General features: G+C 38.0%; 24 protein-coding genes. All 24 read right to left on the reverse strand.

The features are described 5' to 3' along the window. Nucleotides 1-61: 61 nt before the first annotated feature. The 24 genes from BLP77_RS00090 to metG all read right to left on the reverse strand — a co-directional run bounded on the left by BLP77_RS00090 (nt 62) and on the right by metG (nt 23,639). The gene (locus BLP77_RS00090; RefSeq protein ID WP_093855071.1) at nt 62-451 is read right to left on the reverse strand and encodes an FtsB family cell division protein; all 390 of its coding nucleotides are present in this window, start codon (nt 449-451) and stop codon (nt 62-64) included. Continuing rightward, nucleotides 432-1,028, reverse strand: coding sequence for a spore cortex biosynthesis protein YabQ (gene yabQ, locus BLP77_RS00095; protein ID WP_093855072.1), 597 nt, complete (start codon nt 1,026-1,028; stop codon nt 432-434). The genes BLP77_RS00090 and yabQ overlap by 20 nt, the downstream gene beginning before the upstream one ends. Then, nucleotides 1,025-1,330, reverse strand: a complete 306-nt coding sequence (gene yabP / locus BLP77_RS00100; RefSeq protein WP_093855073.1) for a sporulation protein YabP — start codon at nt 1,328-1,330, stop codon at nt 1,025-1,027. Before yabP ends, yabQ begins: the two co-directional genes overlap by 4 nt. A gap of 60 nt (nt 1,331-1,390) precedes the next feature. Continuing rightward, on the reverse strand, nt 1,391-1,663 hold the full coding sequence (locus tag BLP77_RS00105) for an RNA-binding S4 domain-containing protein (RefSeq protein ID WP_093855074.1): 273 nt from the start codon (nt 1,661-1,663) through the stop codon (nt 1,391-1,393). Between the two features lie 26 nt (nt 1,664-1,689). After that, nucleotides 1,690-3,132, reverse strand: coding sequence for a bifunctional methyltransferase/pyrophosphohydrolase YabN (gene yabN, locus BLP77_RS00110; protein WP_093855075.1), 1,443 nt, complete (start codon nt 3,130-3,132; stop codon nt 1,690-1,692). Nucleotides 3,133-3,137: 5 nt separating this feature from the next. Continuing rightward, complete coding sequence (locus BLP77_RS00115; RefSeq protein ID WP_176752897.1) at nt 3,138-4,682, reverse strand: polysaccharide biosynthesis protein; 1,545 nt, start codon at nt 4,680-4,682, stop codon at nt 3,138-3,140. Between the two features lie 168 nt (nt 4,683-4,850). After that, the gene (gene spoVT / locus BLP77_RS00120) at nt 4,851-5,384 is read right to left on the reverse strand and encodes a stage V sporulation protein T (protein WP_093855077.1); all 534 of its coding nucleotides are present in this window, start codon (nt 5,382-5,384) and stop codon (nt 4,851-4,853) included. Between the two features lie 93 nt (nt 5,385-5,477). Beyond that, complete coding sequence (mfd, locus tag BLP77_RS00125) at nt 5,478-9,017, reverse strand: transcription-repair coupling factor (protein WP_245686766.1); 3,540 nt, start codon at nt 9,015-9,017, stop codon at nt 5,478-5,480. Nucleotides 9,018-9,130: 113 nt separating this feature from the next. After that, nucleotides 9,131-9,361: an anti-sigma-F factor Fin gene (locus BLP77_RS00130; RefSeq protein ID WP_093855078.1), complete on the reverse strand. Its 231-nt coding sequence runs from the start codon at nt 9,359-9,361 to the stop codon at nt 9,131-9,133. A gap of 70 nt (nt 9,362-9,431) precedes the next feature. Continuing rightward, nucleotides 9,432-9,989, reverse strand: coding sequence for an aminoacyl-tRNA hydrolase (gene pth / locus BLP77_RS00135; RefSeq protein WP_093855079.1), 558 nt, complete (start codon nt 9,987-9,989; stop codon nt 9,432-9,434). Nucleotides 9,990-10,325: 336 nt separating this feature from the next. Continuing rightward, nucleotides 10,326-10,967: a 50S ribosomal protein L25/general stress protein Ctc gene (locus BLP77_RS00140; RefSeq protein ID WP_093855080.1), complete on the reverse strand. Its 642-nt coding sequence runs from the start codon at nt 10,965-10,967 to the stop codon at nt 10,326-10,328. 143 nt (nt 10,968-11,110) lie between these two features. After that, on the reverse strand, nt 11,111-12,064 hold the full coding sequence (locus BLP77_RS00145) for a ribose-phosphate diphosphokinase (protein ID WP_093855081.1): 954 nt from the start codon (nt 12,062-12,064) through the stop codon (nt 11,111-11,113). 24 nt (nt 12,065-12,088) lie between these two features. Continuing rightward, nucleotides 12,089-13,462, reverse strand: coding sequence for a bifunctional UDP-N-acetylglucosamine diphosphorylase/glucosamine-1-phosphate N-acetyltransferase GlmU (glmU, locus tag BLP77_RS00150; RefSeq protein WP_143001376.1), 1,374 nt, complete (start codon nt 13,460-13,462; stop codon nt 12,089-12,091). Between the two features lie 173 nt (nt 13,463-13,635). After that, nucleotides 13,636-13,923 (reverse strand): septation regulator SpoVG, encoded by a 288-nt coding sequence (spoVG, locus tag BLP77_RS00155; protein WP_093855083.1) that lies wholly within the window; start codon nt 13,921-13,923, stop codon nt 13,636-13,638. Between the two features lie 199 nt (nt 13,924-14,122). Further along, nucleotides 14,123-14,932: a pur operon repressor gene (purR, locus tag BLP77_RS00160; RefSeq protein WP_093855084.1), complete on the reverse strand. Its 810-nt coding sequence runs from the start codon at nt 14,930-14,932 to the stop codon at nt 14,123-14,125. Nucleotides 14,933-15,002: 70 nt separating this feature from the next. Next, nucleotides 15,003-15,851 carry a 4-(cytidine 5'-diphospho)-2-C-methyl-D-erythritol kinase gene (ispE, locus tag BLP77_RS00165; RefSeq protein WP_093855085.1) on the reverse strand — a complete coding sequence of 283 codons (849 nt, stop codon included), beginning with the start codon at nt 15,849-15,851 and terminating at the stop codon, nt 15,003-15,005. 110 nt (nt 15,852-15,961) lie between these two features. Beyond that, a complete protein-coding gene (locus BLP77_RS00170) occupies nt 15,962-16,138 on the reverse strand; it encodes a small, acid-soluble spore protein, alpha/beta type (RefSeq protein ID WP_093855086.1) in 177 nt (58 codons plus the stop codon). Between the two features lie 109 nt (nt 16,139-16,247). Then, on the reverse strand, nt 16,248-16,505 hold the full coding sequence (gene veg, locus BLP77_RS00175) for a biofilm formation stimulator Veg (protein ID WP_093855087.1): 258 nt from the start codon (nt 16,503-16,505) through the stop codon (nt 16,248-16,250). A gap of 220 nt (nt 16,506-16,725) precedes the next feature. Then, a complete protein-coding gene (gene yabG, locus BLP77_RS00180) occupies nt 16,726-17,616 on the reverse strand; it encodes a sporulation peptidase YabG (protein WP_093855088.1) in 891 nt (296 codons plus the stop codon). 106 nt (nt 17,617-17,722) lie between these two features. After that, nucleotides 17,723-18,601 (reverse strand): 16S rRNA (adenine(1518)-N(6)/adenine(1519)-N(6))-dimethyltransferase RsmA, encoded by an 879-nt coding sequence (gene rsmA, locus BLP77_RS00185; RefSeq protein WP_143001377.1) that lies wholly within the window; start codon nt 18,599-18,601, stop codon nt 17,723-17,725. Beyond that, complete coding sequence (gene rnmV / locus BLP77_RS00190) at nt 18,598-19,152, reverse strand: ribonuclease M5 (RefSeq protein WP_093855089.1); 555 nt, start codon at nt 19,150-19,152, stop codon at nt 18,598-18,600. The genes rsmA and rnmV overlap by 4 nt, the downstream gene beginning before the upstream one ends. A gap of 67 nt (nt 19,153-19,219) precedes the next feature. Then, complete coding sequence (locus tag BLP77_RS00195) at nt 19,220-20,437, reverse strand: G5 and 3D domain-containing protein (RefSeq protein ID WP_093855090.1); 1,218 nt, start codon at nt 20,435-20,437, stop codon at nt 19,220-19,222. 261 nt (nt 20,438-20,698) lie between these two features. Continuing rightward, the gene (locus BLP77_RS00200) at nt 20,699-21,469 is read right to left on the reverse strand and encodes a TatD family hydrolase (RefSeq protein WP_093855091.1); all 771 of its coding nucleotides are present in this window, start codon (nt 21,467-21,469) and stop codon (nt 20,699-20,701) included. A gap of 211 nt (nt 21,470-21,680) precedes the next feature. Beyond that, nucleotides 21,681-23,639, reverse strand: a complete 1,959-nt coding sequence (metG, locus tag BLP77_RS00205; RefSeq protein WP_093855092.1) for a methionine--tRNA ligase — start codon at nt 23,637-23,639, stop codon at nt 21,681-21,683. Nucleotides 23,640-23,736 lie beyond the last annotated feature (97 nt).

Raw genomic sequence — 23,736 nt, forward strand, 5'->3', positions numbered from 1 at the left:
CTCCTTAAATATTTAAAAAATATATATTCTAATATATTATATATAAGCTATGAAATAAGTGTCAATAAGAAGGGTCTTCATCAGGTAATTTAAAAATAATTTCTCCATCTTTTGAGAAGAAATAATCTTTACGTGCGATTTGGAGTAAATAATCAATATCACTCAAAAGCTCGACTTCTCGCTTAAGGTTTGAATTTTCCTGTTGATGTTTTTCTAATTCTGCTAGCTTTTGATCGTGTTCATCTTGTATCTCACTCATTTGAGCACGTTGGTTAAAATGAGTGAATAATAAAGATCCCGTCAAAACTACGAAAAGAACTCCAAATGCTGTTAGCCGGCGAATGAGGCGTTTCTTCTCACGAGTCTTATGAGCTATCTGCTGTTCCTTCTCTTGGACGTAAGTTGATTCAATTTTTGTTACATTGCGATGTTTACGAACTGGCCTCGTCATCCTTTCGCCTCCTCTTATTCCAAAACTTACGAATACCCTTTTTAATCCTTGTCATTATTCTACTACAAGTTACTAATAAATTCAGTAAATAGTTTTGGACAAATTTCGGAATAAAAGGTCGAATAAGAAAGATGATGACCGAATAAATCATCATTAGTATTTTCCAAATGACGGATAAAATGCCGACTATAATCGCGATTATAAGTTGGATTAGCCTTACAATAGGCTGTAATAAAACCTTATTAAGTATTCTTTTTACAAACTGATAGGCGCTTTGAATAATTTGAATAAATGTGTTTAAAAAAGAGGTATATACCGATTGTAATATCGCATAGTATGTTGATATGCCAAGTAATACAGCTAAAAATAAATAAAAACGTAAAATTCCACCATTCGATAAAAACAGTATATAGAACACAAGACAGCTTTGAGTTAAGAAAAATAACGTATCGACGATCACTCGGTTCCAATATGGCGTGGGGCGCAGTAACAGTTTGTACGTATCAAATAATGCCGATACTACAACCCCACTAGCGACCATAGTTACTAACGTCAAAAACTGTGTATCTAAACTCATTTAAACAATTTATTTAAGAAACCTTTTCCTTTATGACCTTGGTGATCATCGATATAACTAAAGGTTCCTATTTTTCCTTGTATCGTCAATAGCCCTTGTTCTACATCCAGGTTTTTCATATGCAAATTCTCACCACGGATTAATAAATAACCGAGGGTCGTCTGTAATAAAAACTCTTCTGTATCAAAGCTATCAACGTCCTTGACACCTGTGATTTCAAGTCGCTTGCGATTGATGAGTTTCATTTCGTGATTTCTTTCCTGCTGTCGTTCCTGATTATATACACTTGGTTCGTATGGCATGTCCTATCCCTCCTATCATTATCAATCTATGATAGAAAGGACAAGAATAATACATATTTTTTAATCTGCTTGCTTTTGTTCTATTTTTTCCTCTTTAACGACCGTGTATAGCGTATTTGCATCATCTTTACGTACTTGTTCTTTTAATTGTTCAATGCGAATAGTCAGTCGAGTCTGACCAAAACGAATTTTTAATTCATCGCCAACCTCAAGTTCAGTGGAAGCTTTCGCAGGTCGACCATTGAGTTCAATGCGACCTTGGCTTGCTACTTCTTTGGCGACGGTTCTTCTTTTTATCAATCTAGAAAGTTTTAAAAATTTATCAACTCTCATAAACACACTCCTTGAGTTTTTATCGTTCACATTTTTTGTTTAGCCTTTTCCCAATATTGATCCATGATGTCTAGAGATGATTCCTCTAACGAAAGATCATCCTCTTGCATCATCATTTCGACCTTTTGAAAACGTTTGATGAATTTATCACACGTCCGGTGTAACGCAAGCTCAGGGTCCAATTTATAAAAACGTGCGACGTTGACTAATGAAAACAGAACATCTCCGAATTCCACTTCGGCTTCATCCGTTGTTTCATTCGATAAGGCTACTTCAAACTCCTTTATTTCCTCTTTCACTTTTTCAAATATTAAACGATGATCGTCCCAGTCAAACCCAACTTTAGAAACTTTTTTCTGAATTTCTAACGCCAATAATAAACGAGGTAACGATTCATTTAAATCATCTAAAAGAGACTTTTGCTTTGGTCGATTTTTCTGCTTAATTTCATCCCAATTCTTCTTGACTTCATCGGCTGATTCAACATCAAGATGACCGAATACATGGGGATGACGTTCAATCATTTTATCGGTTATTGATTGAATCACATCATCTACAGTGAAATACCCATTATCTTCAGCTATTTGACTATGTAGCATGACCTGCAGTAAAACATCCCCTAGTTCCTCTGCAATATGGTCATCATCCTCTTCACCAATCGCATCGATGACCTCATACGATTCTTCAATTAAATATCGACGCAAGGACTCGTGCGTTTGTTTTTTATCCCATGGACAACCATTTGGCCCACGTAAGGTTGCGATGACCTCTCGTAATGCTGAAAATTGATGGTGGAGATGCTCCTCATTCGCAGGCTCAACATAAAGTGTAGTTAAATTACTAAACTCGAAATCACGATCTAATTCATACAGGGGAACGGTCTTAACGGATTGATTGTCCATACCAGCCGCTTGAACAATTGTAATCGGATAATCATGGGGTAAATCCTCCATTAAGATTAACTTAACGTCAGAAGCCACCATTTGATCGTACACTTGTCCGATCAGTACATGCTGACGGTATTGAACCTGATCTCGACTTAAACTTGTACCATCTAATAGCTGAAAGCCTTCAATTGGATCGATTTGTACTGCTGTAAATAAGGAATCGAGAAAGCTTTGCCCGCCTAATATTTCGATATCTACTTCTGTTTGTTCGAATAACAATTGAACCGTTTGCTCAGCAACTAGTGGATGGCCTGGCACGGTATAGATAATGTTCTCGGTATGTGATCGTTCGATTAGCAACCCGACGATCTCCTCATAAACCGACTCAAATGAATCATATGACTCGTAAATACTATCAAAAGAATGAAAGCTGAGCCCTTCATTCTTTAACTGTGTTATAACAGGGTGGTCTTCTGTTCGAGTCCATATCTGACGATTCGATTGCGTTAGTTTCCGGTAAACACCGAGTGGTATTTGTTCAATGCTTCCTGCGCCTAGACCAATGACGGTTATAGTTCTCAAGTTGATTAGCTCCTTTCAAAACGATTAACAATGTGGTCGCCAAGTAATTGCTTCCATTCATCCTTTGTAAATAACTTTAAAACAAGCATACCACTTCCAACAATGATGACTCCAATGATGCATAATAATAAAACAAATGGGATAAGCTCTATACGTTCATTTACATTAGCCCAATTCGATAACCCGTTCAACAAACTGAATACAATGAGTCCCATTGCGCTTACAACTCCAATTGTTTTGCTCATAAAGACATAAGGCAATTGAAACCCAGTTAAACGAATCCATTTATAAATAAAGACAACCAACAGAAAGCCCGCTGCCAATACATAGGCGACACTAGACCCAATACTACCGTAGTACGGAATAAGGATAAGATTGAAAATATACTTAATCGCCACCATGACGATTATCCATTTGAATTGTGCCATTCGGTAATGATATTCCTGAAGAAAAATGGACAATACTACGGTCATGGATAACAGAAAGACGAGTAACATCATCCACTGAAGTGCGTAAGTCCCGGTATTGGTTTCAAATAATAATGGATTTAAAAAGGGCATTATAGCTATTAAACCAACTGAAGCTGATAAAGCTAATAAAAATGTCCATCTAAAGGCAAGTAAGTGTTGCTTTGCTTTTTTCCCTATAGACGGAACTAACGCTAATGCCAATGAAGAGCCAAGTACTAGTCCCAATTGAATCATGGAATGACTACGGTCAAAAACACCTTTCGTCTCTTTGGCTTCATCAAATGCAAGACCAAATACCTGTAATTGCTCAACCATCGTAAATACATCGACCAGTTGTAACACTAAATGCAGCATATAGTTTAAGCTATAAATCACGACACTAATCAAAAACACTTGCATTATGTTCGGGCTTAGTTTTAATCGTTGCGGTAAATTCAATAACGTTAAATTATATTTGTAAGCCAAAAGTAAAAATACACCTGCTACAACCGTTCCAATCACAGTTGCCCACGCGGCATATGGACCAATATGATAAACCGACTGATTAGTCAACATGATGATAAAGACTGTAAATCCGATAATAAACAATACGCGAACAAACTGCTCAATAATTTGGGATACCGCAATGTATGACGTTAGTTCAAGCCCTTGGAAAAAGCCACGTAAACTCGCTGTGATCGGTATGATTAAAAACATGACACTAGCCACCTGAATGGATTCACCTAAATTCGAATCTCCCATCCAAGCCGCTAATTGATTTGCACTGAAAAATATGATTATAAAGATACTTGCACCAGCACCCAATAATAAAACAAAAACTTGCCATTCCTTTGGTAAACGGCTAGAACCATCTGAAAGACGGTTTTTAGCCACTATATGAGAAATGGCACTCGGTAAACTATAAATCGATAACATTAACGCAATTGAAAGAATGGGATAAATTTGTTGATATATATAAAGTCCTTCATCTCCAGCTATGTTTTGTAATGGTACCCGGTAGACCATACCGAGAACCTTACTAAGGAAACCAGCTACTGTTAATAGGATGGCTCCTCTAATCCATACCGCCTGCTGACTCATAATAATCTCCGTTCTCCTGCATTTTTCCATACATTATAGCATATTGAATGAACATTCGAATCATATCAGCTATTACGAAAATAAAAAACGTTTCCAGCCTACACTGGAAACGCCTAAAAGTTTAATATTAGAGTAAGAGGAGAATCAACCTCTACTGCATGTTTCGTATTATTCCATTTGTCTCGCCAAAAAGTTCGCAGCCGCTTGACATACTTTCGTTTCCACATCTGTTAATGACCCTTTATCCATGATTAAAATAACACTTCCAACGGGATCCCCGTTCGAAACAATCGGTTGAATGAGATAGGATGATACCGTCTCCTCATTCCCTTCAATAATTTCTACAGTTGATTCATTCTTTTCAATTTTACCTTCTCGATTGTCCATTGATTCTTCGATGACTTTACCTATGTTTTTGTTTAAGTAATCTTTTTTAGAAGCTCCTGCAATAGCAATAATTTCATCACGGTCTGAGACTAATATTTTTTGTCCAAGGGAATCAAATAACGCATGTGCATATTCTTGAGCGAATTCACTTAATTCATTGATAGGTGAGTATTTCTTTAAAATCACTTCCCCTTCTCGGTCAACAAAAATCTCTAATGGATCGCCCTCACGAATACGTAAGGTTCTTCTAATCTCTTTAGGGACAACAACTCTGCCGAGGTCATCGATACGGCGTACAATTCCTGTTGCTTTCATTTCTTGAAATCCCCGCTTTCTATGATGTACTTGCAGGATGTCGACCCACTCGACACCTGCTAGTAATTTTTAGTATGGGGAAACACACGGAATCTATTCATTTATGACGTGATTTTTTGTTTGTTTAAGCTTCGACAGAAAATCTTCTAACAAATCATAACGTTCATGACGGTTATGACGCTGGAATTGTAAAGTGATTTTTAGTTTTTTTCCTTCTGTTGCAAGTTGGACCATACGACCATACTCATTGGCTAACGTAAATAATTCTGCTCCATCAACTTTTTGACTCTCTTCCGCTTCCATAATCAGCTCAATCTTCTTCTGACGTTCATCAATGGTTTCAACCCGCTCCTTTTTCGCAGACAATCGTATACGGGAAACCTGTAATAAATCCTCAACCTCTTGAGGATATTCACCAAACCGGTCAATTAGTTCGTCTTTGATATCATATATGTCAGACTCATTTTCAACAGCCTGTATTTGTTTATACATTTCAATTTTTTGTGTTTCATCCGTGATATAATCAGACGGTATATAAGCATCTAAATCGAGTGACATTTCAACCTCAAATGGTTTCACCTCTTCGTAAGTTTTTCCTTTCTTCTTAGCTTGAATGGCATCGTTTAACATTTTCGAGTACATGTCAAACCCTACCGAGTCGATAAAGCCATGCTGTTCAGTTCCAAGTAAATTACCTGCCCCGCGAATGGATAAATCTCTCATCGCGATTTTAAAACCTGAACCAAGCTCCGTAAATTCCTTAATGGCTTCTAAACGCTTTTCAGCGACTTCTGATAACACTTTATTTTGTTGATAAGTAAAATAAGCATAAGCGAGTCGATTGGAACGCCCAACTCGACCTCGTAATTGATAAAGCTGACTTAAACCCATCCTGTCAGCGTCATAAACAATCAGTGTATTAACATTCGGAATATCAACACCTGTTTCAATAATAGTTGTACTGACTAATACATCGAAATTCCCTTCAAGAAAATCAAACATAACCCCTTCTAGTTGCCTTTCATTCATCTGACCATGTGCATAGTTAATACGGGCATCTTCAACTAGGGCATCAATTTCCGCTGCGACTTTCTCAATTAAATCGACCCGGTTGTATAAAAAGAAAACCTGCCCGCCTCGAGCTAATTCCCGTTCTATCGCTTCTCTAATGAAGGCTGGATTATACTCCAACACATAGGTTTGAATTGGGAAACGATTTTCTGGCGGTGTTTCGATAACTGATAAATCACGAACTCCAACCATCGACATATGCAACGTTCTTGGAATCGGTGTAGCCGTTAAAGTAAGAACATCGACATTAGCTTTTAATTGTTTAATTTTCTCCTTATGCTTGACACCGAACCGCTGTTCTTCATCGACAATAAGTAAACCTAAATCCTTAAATTTAACGTCATTAGATAACACACGGTGGGTTCCAATCACGATATCGATAAGTCCTTTTTTTAACTTATCTAATGTATCTTTTTGCTGTTTAGGAGTTGCAAAACGACTTAATAATCCAATATTGACCCCAAAGTCCTGAAAACGCTCCTGGAAGGTTTCGAAGTGCTGCTGCGCAAGAATTGTTGTTGGAACTAAAACGGCAGCCTGCTTATTGTCGATAATGGCTTTAAAGGCTGCGCGAATAGCCACTTCGGTTTTCCCATAACCAACATCGCCACATAACAATCGATCCATCGGGCGCTCTTTCTCCATATCAGCCTTAATCTCTTCAATACATCGCAGTTGATCCTCGGTTTCCTCATATGGAAAAGCCGCTTCAAAATCACGCTGCATCTCTGTATCCTCTGAAAATGCATAACCTTTCGAAGCTTCACGTTCGGCATATAATTTTATTAAATCATCCGCAATATCCTCGACAGAAGATTTCACTCGTGATTTAACTTTTTTCCATTCACTTCCACCTAAACGATAAAGCTTCGGTTCTTTGCCTTCAGAACCGACATACTTTTGAACTTGGTCAATTTGTTCGACTGGAACATACAATTTATCATTTCCAGAATAACTAATGACCATATAATCCTTATGCAAATCATTAACTTCTAACGTTTCAATACCTAGATACTTACCAATCCCATGATTGATATGCACGACATAATCGCCAGTTTTTAACTCTTGATAACTTTTAATTCGTTCAGCATTTGATAGCTTTTGTCTTTTCTTTTGTTTTTTTGGCTTACGCTTTTTAAACAATTCTTCTTCCGTTAAGACAGCAAGCTTAAACGTTGGTATTTCAAAGCCTTGAGATATTTGACCCTTAACAACTAAAGGTTCTTCTGCTTCTAACGGTGTGTTTTGCTTAACTTTATGCGCCAGCATGCCATAATCATCTAACACATTTACAATTCGATCCATTCGCTCATCATCCGCGGCACAAATGACAACCGAATAATTCGATTGACGCCAACGTTCAATTTCACCTTTTAGCATCGGCATTTGACCGTGGAACGTCTGCATTTGTCTACTCGAAATATTAATGATATTTTCCGGCTTCGTATAAGGAATATGTCTTAAAAACAATGAAAAATAAACCTTTTGATGCGTCATTTTTTGCAGGACAGTAGCCCAGTCAAAGGATAACGTTAAGCCATTTACGATTGACTGGGTCTCCAACATATCGGTATACCAATTTGCTTCTTCACGGTCGAGCTGCTCTGCTGTCTCACTAACCCGGCTGATTTCATCAAAAACAACCATCGTCTCTTCCGACATATAATCTACTAAACTATGGACATCATCATAGATGAGAGACAAATACTTAATCATACCAGGGAAATGCTCCCCTTGTTCCATTTGTTCAATATCATACGAAATAGATTCTCTCAGTTTTTCCTGATCTTCCGCTTTTTTTAGCTTGTTCAATGATTTTGCCAATAATTCTTTTAAGCGTTCAGCTCCGCGCTCCATTTGTTCATGAGTTAATAGGAATTCATCAACTGGACCTATACTAACGTGGTCTAATTCCTCTCTAGAACGCTGATTATCTGCATCGAAATACCGAACCGATTCGAGTTCGTCATCAAACCATTCCATTCGAATCGGAAAGTTCTCGGTCAAAGGATATATATCAATTATCCCACCTCGTCGACTCATTTCACCGGGGCTTGTTACCATATCAGCAAGCTTATAACCCATGTTTACAAGCTGTTCAATCGTCTCCTCAAACGGGTAAACCTCGTCTTTTTTAAAGTCCAAACTCGTTTGATTGTTTTGGCCAACTGGCGGCAACACTCTTTTGAGCGCTGAAACAGGGGCGACTAATATGCCTTGATCACTCTCCTGCCAATTTTCCCAAACCTCTAACCGTTGGGCTTTTAACTCAGGGGAGGCGGTTTCTGTCTCGGCAGCTAAAAGTTCATTAACTGGATACAGATAAACATCATCTCGGTCCGTTATCGCCAACAGCTCATCATACACTTTTTGGGCTTGAGATAGGTTATGGGTTACATACAAAACGGGACGATTCGTTGATTCATGAAGAGACGAAATTAAAATTTGCCTCGCTGTATTCGTCATCCCCGCAATTAGCTGTTCATTCATGCCGCTATTTAATCCTTCAATTAAATTGACGACATCGTCTTGTAATGTGAAATAATCTTTAATATTCTGCAACTATTACTCCCCCTCGTGCCTATGTATCCAACAGAAAAATGCTTTGGTTGCAACCAAAGCTTATTGCACGTTCCTCATTTTGTTATCTGCCAGACAACCAACCTACTTTTAAATTAGTGGATAAATGTGTCATTTTCAAATAAATTAGGGTTTTGGGTCAATATTTCCTCACAATGTTCACACACGACATTTAATGTCTTTTGACCCTCTTCATTCTCTGTCATCAGATCATGTTGTTCTTCCACCGACAAAGGTTGTTGGGCTATAATATCATACACTCGATGTTCATCTTCAATCGAACCCATTGATTGCTGGCAGTGCCGACATTTCATTTGAACAGCCATAAGGAAACCTCCTTTAGCAAATTATTAATTATGATTGCCAATTAAAAGGAGGTTTATGCAGTTATATCAATTAATTATACGTATTCATGACTTCAAGAAAAGGTTTTTCCATCCAGTCCTCGCAAGCATGTAGGGATTGCTCAATCGCTGGCTCAACCCTCTGTTTTTCATTTTTAGAAAATTTCCCAAGGACATAATCAATGATATCCATGTTCGTTTCAGGTCGGCCTATACCAAATCTTATTCGATTAAATTCTTTTGTCCCAAGTTGGTCAATGATGCTGCGGATCCCATTATGTCCCCCGTGGCCACCTTTTTGTCGCAAACGTATTTTTCCACTTGGTAGGTCTAAGTCATCATAAATCACTAAAATATCCTGAGGGTCGATAGAATAGTAATCGACGATTTTTTTAACAGCTTGACCAGATAAATTCATATATGTTTGAGGTTTAACTAATATGATTTTTTCACCTTTCCAGTGTTCTTCTGCGTAGTTCGACTCAAAACCACTTTTATTTATCTTCCAGCCATTTTCTGAGGCCATGTGGTCGACTGTCATAAACCCGATATTGTGACGTGTTTTTCGATATTTAAAGCCTGGGTTTCCAAGACCAACGATACACTTCATTTTATGCGACTCCTTAATATTTATTTTTAAAAGTAGGCTCTTTTCGTAAACTTTGGTGCTATTTAGCATGATATTAATCCGCTATCGGCGGACGCTTTCCGGGGCACGGCCTCAACTTCCCAAAGCTCACTACCGTTCGCTTTGCGTGATTTTCCACTCGTGCTGTCCCGCTAGAGTCGCCGCCTATCGCTCATCAATATTCTTTCACCCATTATCTGACATTGGTTCTAAAAAAACAACAACAAATACGAAAACAGCCTAAAAGCAAGAAAAGACCGAAGCCAAAAAAACATGTGACTTCGATCTCTATCTTATCATTCGTTATACAACTGAACCTTACTCTTCTTCGTCAGATTTTTCATTAATAACTTCTGGTTCAGCAATTTCATCGTCTGCGCCTTCTTCACCCTCTTCAGGAACCGAAGCCTGTTGAGGTGGGAGAATAGAGATGATAGTTGAATTATCTTCATCTAAGATTTCAAAATCTTTACCTGATTTAAGATCGCCAACTGTGATGCTATCACCAATGTTTAATTCAGAAATATCAACCGTAATTTCATCCGGAATATTATTAGGTGTTGCTCGAACGTTTATAGCGTGCATGGATTGTTGTTTAACACCACCATCACGAACACCAATAGCCTCACCTTCAAAATTAATATTAACCTCTACATCCACTTCAGTAGACATGTCCACTTGGTAGAAGTCGGCATGCAATATTTGACCTTTAATCGTATCTGATTGATAATCATAAAGCATGACATCTAACTTATTATCGCTTTCAATATCTAGAGCGAATACAGCATTTCGACCTTCGTCACGAATATTTTTAATTAATTCGATACTTTCAACAGCTACTGTAATAGGCTCTTTTCCTTTTCCGTAAACAACGGCTGGAATATAGCCCTCTTTTCTTAAATGTCTAGTTTGAGATCTTCTTAAATCCGATCTGTCTTTGGCTTGAATAGTTGCTGTCATTGTTTTTCAACCTCCGTCATCAATTTAAGCTCTATTTTTTTCCTTTCCCTTTATTATACCTTTTTAATTAAAAAAGTAAAGAAACGCGCCATTTGGCAAGTTTTTGGGACAAAACTAGAGACGTGTAACTCGCTAAAAACAGTCTAATCAAATAATGAGCTGATTGAGCGGTGTTCGTGAACACGCTTAATCGATTCAGCGATTAATTGTCCAACGGAAAGCTGTTTGATCTTAGGTGATTGTTTGTCCTCCGTTAAAGGAATCGAATTAGTTACGGCAAGCTCTTTAATTTTTGAATTATCGATTCGTTCAATTGCAGGCCCTGATAATACTGGGTGTGTACAGCAAGCATATACTTCTTTGGCGCCATTTTCGATCATCGCATTAGCTGCTAATGTGATTGTACCGGCTGTATCAATAATATCATCAATTAATATAGCTGTTTTACCTTCAACTTGTCCAACAATATTCATCACTTCAGCTACATTAGGTTTTGGTCGTCTTTTATCGATAATAGCAATCGGGGCTTTTAATCGATCAGCTAACATTCTCGCTCTTGAGACACCCCCATGGTCCGGTGATACAACAACAACATCTTCTAGGTTTTTCTCCTCAAAATAATCACTTAAAATCTTCACGCCAAGTAAATGGTCTATCGGAATATCAAAGAAACCTTGGATTTGTGCGGCGTGTAAATCAAGAGTTATGACTCGGTCAGCACCTGCTGTTTCTAACAAATCAGCAATAAGCTTTGAAGTAATCGGTTCTCTTGAACGTGCCTTACGATCCTGGCGGGCATAACCATAGTAAGGCATCACAATATTAATCGTTCTAGCAGATGCACGTTTTAAAGCATCAATCATAATTAATAATTCCATTAAGTGATCATTTACAGGTGAGCTTGTTGATTGAACAACAAAAACGTCACAGCCACGAATACTTTCTTCAATATTAATCTGTATTTCACCATCACTAAAACGTTTAACTGAACTTTTACCTAACTCAACACCGACCTGTTCAGCAATTTCCTCAGCAAGCTCAGGGTTAGAATTCAAACTAAAAACTTTTAAAAAAGGGTCGTTGTAATGATTAGACATAGTATTGAGAACCTCCAAAAAATATTATTGACGTTTCCTTAAACGTTCGACATAGCCTTCTTTGTTTTCTTGACGTGATCTTGCAATTGAAAGAGCTTTTTCTGGTACATTTTTCGTAATTGTCGAACCAGCGGCGACATAAGCTCCTTTCTCGATGGTAACAGGAGCGACTAAATTGGAATTACAGCCAATAAACGCTCCATCCTCAATAATCGTTTTATGTTTGTTTTTACCATCATAATTGACCGTAATCGTCCCGCAACCAATATTCGCATCTTTTCCAACCTCAGCATCACCAATGTAGGATAGATGGGACACTTTACTGTTTTGATCTATTTCCGATTTTTTGACTTCAACAAAGTTTCCAACTTTAACCTGGTCATGAATATCGCTTGCCGGACGAATATGAGCGAATGGTCCGATATTGACATATTTTCCGATTTTACTTTCAGTGATAATACTTTGTTTAATTTCTGTACCTTCATCCACAAAGCTATCGACAATTTCGCTGTTTAGACCAATGGATACACCTGCTTTAATAACGGTATCGCCAGTAATTTTACAACCTGGTTCAATGACCACATCAGACTCGATTTCTACATCAGGGCCAATGTATGTGTTTTCATAATCAATTAACGATACACCGTTACGCATATGCTCCTCGTTAATACGCTTTTGCATGATTTTCTCAGCCTTAGCTAAAGCCACACGGTCATTAACTCCGATTGTTTCTTCAAAGTTATCGGTGGTATAAGCGACGACTTTTTTATGACTCTCTTTTGCTATTGATAATACATCAGGTAAATAATACTCACCTTGAGCATTGTCATTTGAGACATTGTCTAATGCATCAAATAATAGTTCGTTATCAAAACAGTAAACACCCGTATTAATTTCTCGAACTTGTTTTTCTATTTCATTAGCATCTTTATGTTCAATGATTTTTTCGACTTCATTTTGTTCATTTCGGATGACGCGTCCATAACCCGTTGGATCATCGAGTTTAGATGTTAAAACGGTTACCTGCGCTTGTTCATTTTCATGGAAATCCATTAATTGACCTAGCGTTTCACCTGTTAGAAGTGGCGTGTCACCACAGACCACAATTGTTGTGCCTCTTTTCCCTTTTAAGTAAGGTTCCGCCATCTGTACCGCATGGCCAGTTCCTAACTGTTCCTCTTGTAGTACATAATTGGTACGATCTCCAAGTTGATCCTTTACCAACTCCGCACCAAAACCAATAACCGTGATCATGTCATTCAAATTCAATCCTGATAACTGATTGACAACATGCTCGACCATCGGCTTACCACAAACGGGATGTAAAACTTTATATAGTTTCGACTTCATTCTTGTTCCTTTACCTGCTGCTAAAACAACAGCGTATCTATTTGACATGTCATTCCCTCCAACACAATCATCCATTATGAATATATCTTAAATTGTAGGCTGTTGCAACTGAGCTGGAACAGAAATGATTAACAATTTTGTGAGCAGTTCGGAATAAAATACTATAGGAGTTTACACAAAAAAAGAGCCTAATCGATCAACGATTAGACTCTTTTTAAATTTTAAGAAGCTCCTGCTTCTTCATATTCAACTTCTTCACCGACGCGGTGGTATTCTTCTAAGACTGCATCTTGAATTTTACCACGTGTTTCGGAGTTGATAGGGTGAGCGATGTCTCGGAATTCCCCATCTGGAGTTCGTTTACTTGGCATTGCTACAAATAAGCCATTATTCCCGTCAATTACGCGAATATCATGAACAACAAACTCCCCATCCATTGTAATAGAAGCAATGGCACGCATACGACCATCCGTGTTCACACGGCGCAATCTTACGTCAGTTACTTGCATTATGTCTCACCACCTTTTAAGAGTTCTAGGCCTAATTCAACAGTTAGCCTTTTAGAAAAGATCATTCTAAATATAAGGACTTATGTATGCATTTCCACAAGTTTTTAAAAATTCCTGCAACATTTTTAAAAAATTTTTTAAAAACTTGAAAAATATATAAAATCATCTGTTTTTATGACTAAAACCGCTAACGATTATATTAGAAATAGTTCCCTCTTTTTACGCGAATCGCATGCTTGTCCTCATTGACCTCAATAAATTTTAAAAGTGATGTGTATTGTTCAACTTTCCGGTCTTCTTCCTCATCTTCTGCCTCAGCTAATACCCCAATCCCTTGAACATTAGCGTTAAATTCGTGCATTAAACTAATCATGCCATGAATCGTCCCGCCAGCTTTCATAAAGTCATCGACAATAATCACGTTTGATCCTTCTTTAATACTGCGTTTTGCGAGAACCATCGTTTGAATCTTCCTTGATGAACCAGAGACATAATTGATACTAACTGTTGAACCTTCTGTAACTTTCGGATCCCTTCTTATAATAACGACTGGGATGTCTAACACTTGAGCAACGGCATAAGCTAATGGGATACCTTTTGTTGCAACCGTTACAACATAGTCCGCATTAACAGATTGAAATGCTGAAGCGAAAATTTTTCCAATTTCTCGTATGTATTTAGGCTCGCCTAGAATATCACTCATGTATACATAGCCACCAGGTAAAATTCTTGATGGATCCTCTAAGTGTTCTATAAGGTCTGTCATAAAATGATCGGCTTGATTTTTGGACAAGCTTGGAATATATTGTACACCACCCGCTGCACCTGCAACTGTTACCAATTCCCCGATTCCTATGTTTTTAAACATCCCATCGATGATATCCATATCTTCACTAATAGATGACTTGGCTGCATCATATTGTTCAACAAAAAACGGTAATGAGAACAATTGCTTCGGATTTTCTAAAAAGAAATGAGTCATGCCAACTAATCTTTCGCTTCGCTTCATTCAGTTCACCTCAACCAAAAACGAATAATCTTAACCTACTATATCATCAATGAACCGTTAATTCCATACATTAACCTAACATCCGAACCATATAAACTTCAGAACAAAAACCTCTTAAGCTATTGTAAATCCGTTCCGCTTTGGCTTGTTTTAAAACAAGTGAAAAGACAGTTGGGCCACTACCACTCATTAATACTCCGGTTGCATTCGCATTAATCATTTTCGATTTTATTTGTTCGACCTTTGAATGCATATTCGTCGTAATTGGTTCTAAAACATTGCTTAAATTAGCGCACATTTTTAGAAAGTCTTGATTTTCTAATGCCTCAATAACGGAGGATGTATTAGGGTGCTTTATGTGATCAAGCTTGACTTGACCATATACATCTTTTGTTGATATCCCAACATCTGGTTTTGCTAAAACAATCCAACAAGAAGGTGGTGATGGTAATGGCTTCAGCTGTTCGCCACGGCCTTTGGCTAATGCCGTCCCTCCGATCACGCAAAATGGAACATCCGAGCCAATTTGAGCCGCAACTTCTAATAATTCATTTTGGGATAATTTTAACTCAAATAAACGGTTAATGCCTCGTATCGTTGCAGCTGCATCACTGCTTCCACCTGCTAAACCAGCTGCCACTGGGATATTCTTATTTAAATGAATCCGAACACCTTTTTTAATATGATATTTTTCTTTCATAATGGTCGCGGCTTGGAAGGCTAAGTTCCGTTTGTCGTTCGGAACAAAGCGATTTTCTGAAGCGATTTCAACTCGATCGTCATGTATCATCTCAAATGCTAAACGATCAGCTAAGTCGATTGTCGTCATAACCATTTCAACTTCGTGATAGCCATCTTCGCGTTTATGTAAAACATCAAGTGTTAAATTAATCTTCGCTGGCGCCTTTTCGTAAATCATATTTACTCACCTGCCTCCATATACTTTACGATTGTATCACAACCAGTAATGGAGTTGAAAGAAAACTCGTGAATTGGGGTATGCCATCAACATCAAAAAAGGATAGGCCGTTAAGACCTATCCTTTTCCATTTGCTCTTGTGCCATTTCTACAGCCCGTTTGACCATGTTACCGGCATCTCGAGCCTTAATGCCACCCCATCCTTCTTTTTGTACCGTGTCGTAAAAACCTAACTCCTTTGCGATCTCTTCCTTCAAACGATCAGACATAATGCCTCGTCGTCCCATTGGTTGATCACAACTCCTTTGTCGTTAGTTACGACACTCTTAGTATATGTAATTACTGCGAAAAAATATTGGGAATGGATGGGGTATTTGTGAATTCTTATAAATTACGTTACGCCATCTTGGTGACTTCTTCGTCGGTAAATGTAATCTCTACGGTTTCAGTTAACACATCTGTGTAACTGTAGGAAACTCTTTCAAAAGAGTGTTCTTCTTGGTCCAGCTCAACGATAAAAACGGATGGATAAGTTTCAGCTAAAATACCACTACGATGAATGGTTTTACGGCGTCCCCCATTTGCTTTTAACGTTAAACGCTCACCAAGTCGATGATCCAATGCTTGTTTAATTTCCGCTAAGGTTTTTCCCATAATGAATTCCACCTCACTAGTCATAATATACCATACCAACACGCGGGAAGTCAAATGAAATTAAATATTATAACAATTGGTATGAGTGAATGTCAATAATATTTTATTCTTTTTTTAATCTTACCTAGAATTGATAAATCATACATATATTTTCCACAAACTTTCCAACAAATCTTAAGATAAGAAAAAACACCACAAAAATGGTGCTTTTACTTATATCCTATTCATCTTTTGATTTTTCGTTAGTCATAGGTAATTCTTTCATATATGGTAATCCAACCCGAAAAAAGCCGCTCGTTTCAATGCCTCCGATCCCTCTTTCTCTCGTGATGGTTTTACTAACGACATCAAAAATATCGACTTTTTCCATAAATGGTGTATAGCCTACCTTAGCAACCACATAAACCGGATCCAAAGCATGAATATTAATTCTAGTTGGCGAGCTTGCAAAATTAGCCCCTGCCTTGATTAACGACTCAAAATGTGATTGACAGGCACCAGCAAAGATGACTAATTGGTCTAAACTGGGGATAATTCGTCTCGCTTCTCTTACCGCTTCAACAAAATATTTGCTGTTACGATAAGCTCGAATATCATGTTGATCGCCTTTTTGCTTTGAAAATGAATCGTGGCCTGTTATGACTAATATGTCAGGCTGAACTTTTTCCATTAATACTTTAATTTTTTCGGGCATTTCAATTTCATCAACATGAATCCCATGAACTTGTAAGCCAAGACGTTTATATAACTGAATACATTTTTTTAAAAACAATGAATCGCCATCAATGTGCAGTACTTTTGGGCATATGCGAAATTGAGAAATACTCTGCTCTTTTTCAGATGTCGGTTGTGTATAATCACGGAATGAACGTAAATAATAATCTTGACGAAACATACGATAGGAGAGGTCTTCGTTTTTCTTCATTTCTTTTTTTCTTAAAAACCGATCACTTTCCGTTACACGCTTCAAATCATCCAAAGGGGCATCAACCTTAAGACGAAAATCTTCACCAAATAAAATAGCTTGTTCCTTGTTCACTTCTTGAACACGGAATAAAAGATCATGATTATAAGAACGCCTTGAAACGATATCGCCTTTATGCCATTTCATGGACTTCTCCCCTTTTTTAAACAATACTTAATCATCCGTACAAATCTTATATAAATGCCTTCTTTTATACGATATTGATAAAAGGAAGAAGTTGTGCCTATTCATCCTAAACTTCTAACATGGTATAACAAGTATTCGCTAAGGAAGCGAATTCTTCAATTGAAAGAGATTCTCCTCGCCTAGCCGGGTCGATATCGGCTTCTCCAAACAGTCGTTGAAGTTCTTCCTTAGAAAGCCGATCTTTAAATCCACGTTGTAAATTATTTTTAATCGTCTTTCTTCTTTGACCAAAGCTTGTCCGAACTAATTCAAAAAAAAGATTTTCATCATGAACCTTAACAATTGGCTCTTCTCTTCTTTTTAATTGTAGGATAGCTGAATCAACATTTGGCTGTGGCATAAAGCACGTCTTGGGAACCGTCATCATAACCTTAGACTGTGTATAATATTGTACCGCAATTGATAAGGAACCATATTCCTTCGTATTCGGCCCTGCCGCCATTCGGTCTGCGACTTCCCTCTGCATCATAACCGTCATAGACTCAATCGGGAGACGGTCCATGAGTAGCTTCATGAGAATCGGTGTTGTAATATAATAAGGTAAATTAGCGACAACTTTAACGGATTGTCCTTCCTTAACGTTCTCTTTTATAAAAGCTTGTAAGTCAGCTTCTAAAATATCTTGATTAAAGATCGTGACGTTGTCATAATTCTTTAACGTATCATCCAACACATGAATAAGACGCTGGTCGATTTCAAAGGCATATACATGTTTTACCACTAAAGCGAGCTGTTCCGTTAAGGCACCAATACCAGGACCAATCTCAATAGCAATCGTATTCTCATCAGCCTCCGCCCGATCAACTATTTTTTTCAAAATATTAGCGTCGATAATAAAATTTTGCCCCAGACTTTTTTTAAAGTCTAGCTGGTGTTGCGTCATAATATCCCTTGTTCTAGATACCGTTGCAATCGGTTTAGTCACGACCTCTCCTCCTTCAAAATGGCCTCCATCGTGTTTTTGAATGTATAAACATCAATTTGAAACATATTTAGACGTTTCGCTAGCTGCTTTCCATTGGCATAGCCGATATGTAGTCTTTCTCCTAAGCGTTGTCTACGTTCTTTAGCTTGAGGACCACCTAACAGACCATATTTTAATAAAAAAGGCTGCCAATTGATTTTGGGTGTCGTATCGTCTTGAACTTCATATACTTGTCCAAGCGCCATACGGATATCCTCAACGCTCGCATGCTCTACGCCGACACCATGTTTACTAACAGCCTTTTTCTTTTGCAAAAACGCATGCTTACACCCAGGGACGTGTTCATCAATTAGTCTGCGCAGTCGTTCACCTGGATAATCAGGGTCTGTTAGTACAATGACACCTCGCTTTTCCTTTGCATGACGTATTTGTTTATAGATTTGTTCATTGATGGCCGAACCATTCGTTTCAATCGTATCCGCTTGTACAGCTAATTTAACCTTAGCCGTATCATCACGACCTTCTACGACAATCACTTCATGTATGTACATAAGATGTTTCCTTTCTTATACAAAAATAAAGGATAATCCTTAGTATAGCAGGATTATCCTTAAAGTTTTAGTTTTTATCAATCATTCTTACTTGTACGGTACGGTATCCCCAGCGACTCGCTTCTTGACGCGAATCGACGAGAATATCAATTTTCTTACCCTTTATGGAACCGCCCGTATCTAAAGCAATAGCCTTAAACGTATTATTAGGCGTTTTAACCTCAACAATCGAGTATAACGGAATAACGTTCGGATCGACAGCGACAATGCGCATACCGTTATAATAAATCGTATCAGAAACATCGACACCTGTTGCTGTAGAACCCGTACAGCCTGATGGACAAAATGCCGTATACTTCGTTGATGTAAAGCTTTCCCAATCCCCACCTTCCTCAGCAGAAGCTAGCTTAACTGGTACTTTTGTGCCCTTCGCCACAATGCGATTTTGGCTTTCTTCTACGATCTCTTCCTCGATTAATTCACGTGATACGACTTCACCATTTTCTTTCGTCACTTCGAATGTTTGTACCTTTTGACCATCCGATCCCAACTGCAACACTTCGGAATTTCCTCTTAGCATGCTTGAGTCTTGTTGCGTTTCCGTTTGAAATGGAATCGCCACTTCTTCGGTTACCGTTTCTTTGGTCACTCGAACAATATCGATATTGCGATGATCTTTGACTGATGCATCTAGTTCGGCGTTTACCCGATCATGTTCGTTTAATGTAATATTTTGTTCCTCTAGTAGGTCGCCGACAGTTTGGTTCGTGACCATAGCTGTCCGCTTTTCACCACCGTCGGTAATGGTGACTTCGAATCCTTTTTGAATCGAAAACTCTAATTCGTCTGTTACTTCTTTATTTAAAGCGACTGACATTTCATCATGTTCGTTTAATTTAATCGATTCATCATTTAAAAACTCTTTAACCGTTTTTTCCGTTGTATAGTAATCCTGTTGCTTACCGTCAATATAAACCGTAATTTTTTTCGCTTTTGTATATTCGATTATCATTCCGTCTTTTATTTCGCTATCAAGTGCAACGGATAAGTCATCGTGCTTAGATACATCTATGCCTAACTCATCCATAAGTTCACTGACGTTATCTGCTGTTGTAATATTCTTTTTCTCTTTACCATCTTGTATCACTAAGACATCTGCTGTTACCGTCTCGTATGTAATGTAGCTAATCATGCCTAGTAATACCATTGATGATACGATGATAAGCACCATTTTATTGAGGCTAAAGCGTTTACGGCTCGGGTGATTTTCCCTCGCTAAATTCATACATCACGCCTCCTTTTGACTCGCAATTGATTATATGGTTGATTCTAGCGAAAGTCAATAACTAACCTCATAATTTCATAGATTCGCTAAACGCCATCCCCTATCATGCAAGGGATTTCCCACATTATTAAAACTTAATTACAAGCCATGGCTAAAACGAAAAAATAATGTAAAAAAACACGCGTTAGGATCCTAAAAGCATTGTGGTCAAACCATGCCTTTTTTATACCTACGCGTGTAAAAAATTATTATGTCCAATTTTTATGAATTAAGCGAAAAGACCTTCTTAGCATTTTTCGTTGTTTCTTCAGCCACCTCTTCAAGGGTTAAACCTTTAATTTCGGCAATTTTTTCTGCAACTAACTTCACATATGCCGGTTCATTACGTGTACCACGGTTTGGATGAGGCGCTAAAAACGGACAATCAGTTTCGATAAGCAAACGGTCTAACGGAACCTCTTCAGCTACAATTTTCGGATCGGTGGCGTTCTTAAACGTAACTGGTCCACCAAGTGAAATGTAAAAGCCAAGATCTAAGCACTCTCTCGCGTAGTCAACTACATCGTTATAACAATGCATAATGCCCCCGCACTCCTCGGCATTTTCTTCTTTTAGAATCTGGACAATATCCTCAGTCGCCTCACGGTTATGAATAATAATTGGCATTTTAACCTTTTTCGCTAATTGAATTTGCTTACGAAATACGTCCTTCTGAACATCTTGAGGTGACTTATCCCAGTGATAATCCAAACCCATTTCACCGATAGCTACTACTTTAGAATGCTGACTAAGCTCCTCAATCCAATCAAGATCCTCTTCTTTCATGTCAATCGCATCAACTGGATGCCAGCCGACTGCGGCATAAATGAAATCATATTGTTCTGCAATTTCAATGGCTAACGGGATCGTTTTGCGGTCAAAACCGACGACAACCATCTGATTGACGCCCGTATCTAATGCTCGTTGTATCACTTCTTCACGGTCATCCATAAATTGATCCGCATTTAAATGAACATGCGTATCGAATAACATTTTCTTCAACTCCTTTTCTCAAAATCGGAACCTTTTTTCTCAAAACTGAGGTGTTCTTTCTCATAATTAGACAAATTTTTCTCAATCTCACTAGATTTTTTCTCATTCCGATTGGATTTTTTCTCAATAACAAGCATTTAGTTCTTAATAACCTTAATTATTTCCTTAATCTTAAAGGAAAAGGGACGAAACGATTCGTCCCCACTCTCCATTATTTGATTTTAGTTCCGTTTGGTAAAGTTTGATCAACGGAAGCTAGTGATAAATTCCCTGAGTCATCTTCACCAGCTAAAATCATTCCTTGAGACAGCTCCCCACGTAATTTAACTGGTTTTAAGTTGGCTACAAGAACGACTTTTTGACCTGTTAATTCATCAGGCTGATAATGTTCGGCAATACCAGAGACGACTTGACGTTTTTCCTCTCCAACATCTAGCTGTAGCTTTAATAGCTTATCTGCTTTTTTCACTTTTTCAGCTTTGACGACTTCGGCTACACGAAGATCTACTTTAAAGAAATCATCGATGGTAATTTCATCGCTTTCTTCTTTCTCCTCTTCCTCTTCTTGTGGCTGTGGTTTAGCATTATTCGTCATCATATCTTTAATCGCCTGTACCTCTTGTTCATTATCCAGACGAGGGAAAATCGGTGTACCTTTTTTCACGACTTGGCCATCTTTGATCGCACCGAAATGTTCCAAGCTATTCCATGATTGTAGATTTTCATCATAAATACCAAGCTGTTCGAAAATTTTCTTCGGTGTTGTCGTTAAAAATGGCTGTAGCATAATCGCGGTATGACGGAGCGATTCAACTAAATGAGCCATAACATTGCCTAGGCGTTCTTTTTGAGATTCATCTTTAGCTAATACCCATGGCTCATTTTCATCAATATATTTATTGGTACGACTTACGAACTGCCAGAGCGTTGTTAGAGCGACGGAAAATTCCATGTTTTCCATAGCGTCTACAACCTCTTTGCGTGTTTGTTGCGCCAATTGTTGTAGGTCTTGGTCGTATTCCGTTTCATTTGGTTGAAGGGCTGGAATTTGACCGTCAAAATATTTATTAATCATCGCTACGGTACGGTTAAGTAAGTTACCTAAGTCATTCGCTAAGTCATAATTAGTACGCTCAACAAATGCTTCAGGTGTAAAGACCCCATCTGAGCCGAATGGTACTTCACGTAATAAGTAGTAACGAAGAGCATCTAAACCATAGCGGTCAATTAAATCAACAGGGTCGACCACATTTCCTTTAGATTTAGACATTTTACCGTCCTTCATCAATAACCAACCATGTGCAAAAACCTTCTTCGGTAATGGGAGGTCAAGTGCCATCAACATAATCGGCCAATAAATCGTATGGAAACGAACGATTTCTTTTCCAACTAAATGCACATCTGCAGGCCAATATTTTTGATAGCGTTCATCATGATCAGTACCATAGCCTAACGCGGTAATATAATTAGACAAGGCATCAATCCATACATAAATCACGTGTTTCGGATCACTAGGTACTTGAATTCCCCAATCAAACGTTGTCCGGGAAACTGCCAAGTCCTCTAGACCTGGTTTTATAAAGTTATTCAACATTTCATTTTTTCGCGTTTCCGGTTGAATAAATCCAGGGTTTTCATCGTAAAACTCAACCAAACGATCAACGTATTTACTCATTTTAAAGAAATACGATTCTTCTTTTACCTTTTCAACAGGACGTCCACAATCTGGACAGTTCCCATCCTCTAATTGACGATCTGTAAAGAAGGATTCACAAGGCGTACAATACCAGCCTTCGTACTCATCTAAATAAATATCACCCTGTTTCACAAGACGGTCAAAAATTTTCTCAACGATTTCCTTATGACGATCTTCCGTTGTACGAATAAAATCATCATGGGAAATATCAAGCTTTTTCCATAGCTGTTGAATACCGTCAACAATATGATCAACATATTGTTGAGGTGATACGCCATCTTCTTCAGCTTTTCGTTGTATTTTTTGACCGTGTTCGTCTGTACCCGTTAGATACATGACGTCATAACCTCTTAAGCGTTTATAACGTGCCATCGCGTCACCAGCGACGGTCGTATAAGCATGACCAATGTGTAAATTTCCACTCGGGTAATAAATCGGTGTCGTAATATAAAATGTATTCTTTTCCTCTGGCATGTCTTAACCTCCTTAAAAATATTATCTTTTTGAAATATTTGTTTTCTATTTTTCTGAAATTTGATAAACTATTGAAGAGATGCTAGGTACTATTGTA

Source organism: Tenuibacillus multivorans, from assembly GCF_900103915.1.
Lineage (GTDB): Bacteria > Bacillota > Bacilli > Bacillales > Alkalibacillaceae > Tenuibacillus > Tenuibacillus multivorans.

What these genes read in the sequence shown, in the direction of transcription:
- glmU (WP_143001376.1), bottom strand. Translation starts at nt 13,462, where the DNA reads ATGTCAAATAGATACGCTGTTGTTTTAGCAGCAGGTAAAGGAACAAGA.
- yabP (WP_093855073.1), bottom strand. Translation starts at nt 1,330, where the DNA reads ATGCCATACGAACCAAGTGTATATAATCAGGAACGACAGCAGGAAAGA.
- veg (WP_093855087.1), bottom strand. Translation starts at nt 16,505, where the DNA reads ATGGGAAAAACCTTAGCGGAAATTAAACAAGCATTGGATCATCGACTT.
- BLP77_RS00140 (WP_093855080.1), bottom strand. Translation starts at nt 10,967, where the DNA reads ATGACAGCAACTATTCAAGCCAAAGACAGATCGGATTTAAGAAGATCT.
- BLP77_RS00130 (WP_093855078.1), bottom strand. Translation starts at nt 9,361, where the DNA reads ATGGCTGTTCAAATGAAATGTCGGCACTGCCAGCAATCAATGGGTTCG.
- BLP77_RS00170 (WP_093855086.1), bottom strand. Translation starts at nt 16,138, where the DNA reads ATGGGACGACGAGGCATTATGTCTGATCGTTTGAAGGAAGAGATCGCA.
- yabQ (WP_093855072.1), bottom strand. Translation starts at nt 1,028, where the DNA reads ATGAGTTTAGATACACAGTTTTTGACGTTAGTAACTATGGTCGCTAGT.
- purR (WP_093855084.1), bottom strand. Translation starts at nt 14,932, where the DNA reads ATGAAGCGAAGCGAAAGATTAGTTGGCATGACTCATTTCTTTTTAGAA.
- rnmV (WP_093855089.1), bottom strand. Translation starts at nt 19,152, where the DNA reads ATGTACATACATGAAGTGATTGTCGTAGAAGGTCGTGATGATACGGCT.
- spoVT (WP_093855077.1), bottom strand. Translation starts at nt 5,384, where the DNA reads ATGAAAGCAACAGGAATTGTACGCCGTATCGATGACCTCGGCAGAGTT.
- pth (WP_093855079.1), bottom strand. Translation starts at nt 9,989, where the DNA reads ATGAAGTGTATCGTTGGTCTTGGAAACCCAGGCTTTAAATATCGAAAA.
- BLP77_RS00145 (WP_093855081.1), bottom strand. Translation starts at nt 12,064, where the DNA reads ATGTCTAATCATTACAACGACCCTTTTTTAAAAGTTTTTAGTTTGAAT.
- ispE (WP_093855085.1), bottom strand. Translation starts at nt 15,851, where the DNA reads ATGATTTACGAAAAGGCGCCAGCGAAGATTAATTTAACACTTGATGTT.
- BLP77_RS00195 (WP_093855090.1), bottom strand. Translation starts at nt 20,437, where the DNA reads ATGAATTTAGCGAGGGAAAATCACCCGAGCCGTAAACGCTTTAGCCTC.
- metG (WP_093855092.1), bottom strand. Translation starts at nt 23,639, where the DNA reads ATGCCAGAGGAAAAGAATACATTTTATATTACGACACCGATTTATTAC.
- BLP77_RS00090 (WP_093855071.1), bottom strand. Translation starts at nt 451, where the DNA reads ATGACGAGGCCAGTTCGTAAACATCGCAATGTAACAAAAATTGAATCA.
- BLP77_RS00115 (WP_176752897.1), bottom strand. Translation starts at nt 4,682, where the DNA reads ATGAGTCAGCAGGCGGTATGGATTAGAGGAGCCATCCTATTAACAGTA.
- BLP77_RS00200 (WP_093855091.1), bottom strand. Translation starts at nt 21,469, where the DNA reads ATGTTATTCGATACGCATGTTCATTTAAATGCGGATCAATTTATGGAT.
- BLP77_RS00105 (WP_093855074.1), bottom strand. Translation starts at nt 1,663, where the DNA reads ATGAGAGTTGATAAATTTTTAAAACTTTCTAGATTGATAAAAAGAAGA.
- spoVG (WP_093855083.1), bottom strand. Translation starts at nt 13,923, where the DNA reads ATGCAAGTAACTGACGTAAGATTGCGCCGTGTGAACACGGATGGTCGT.
- yabG (WP_093855088.1), bottom strand. Translation starts at nt 17,616, where the DNA reads ATGAAATGGCATAAAGGCGATATCGTTTCAAGGCGTTCTTATAATCAT.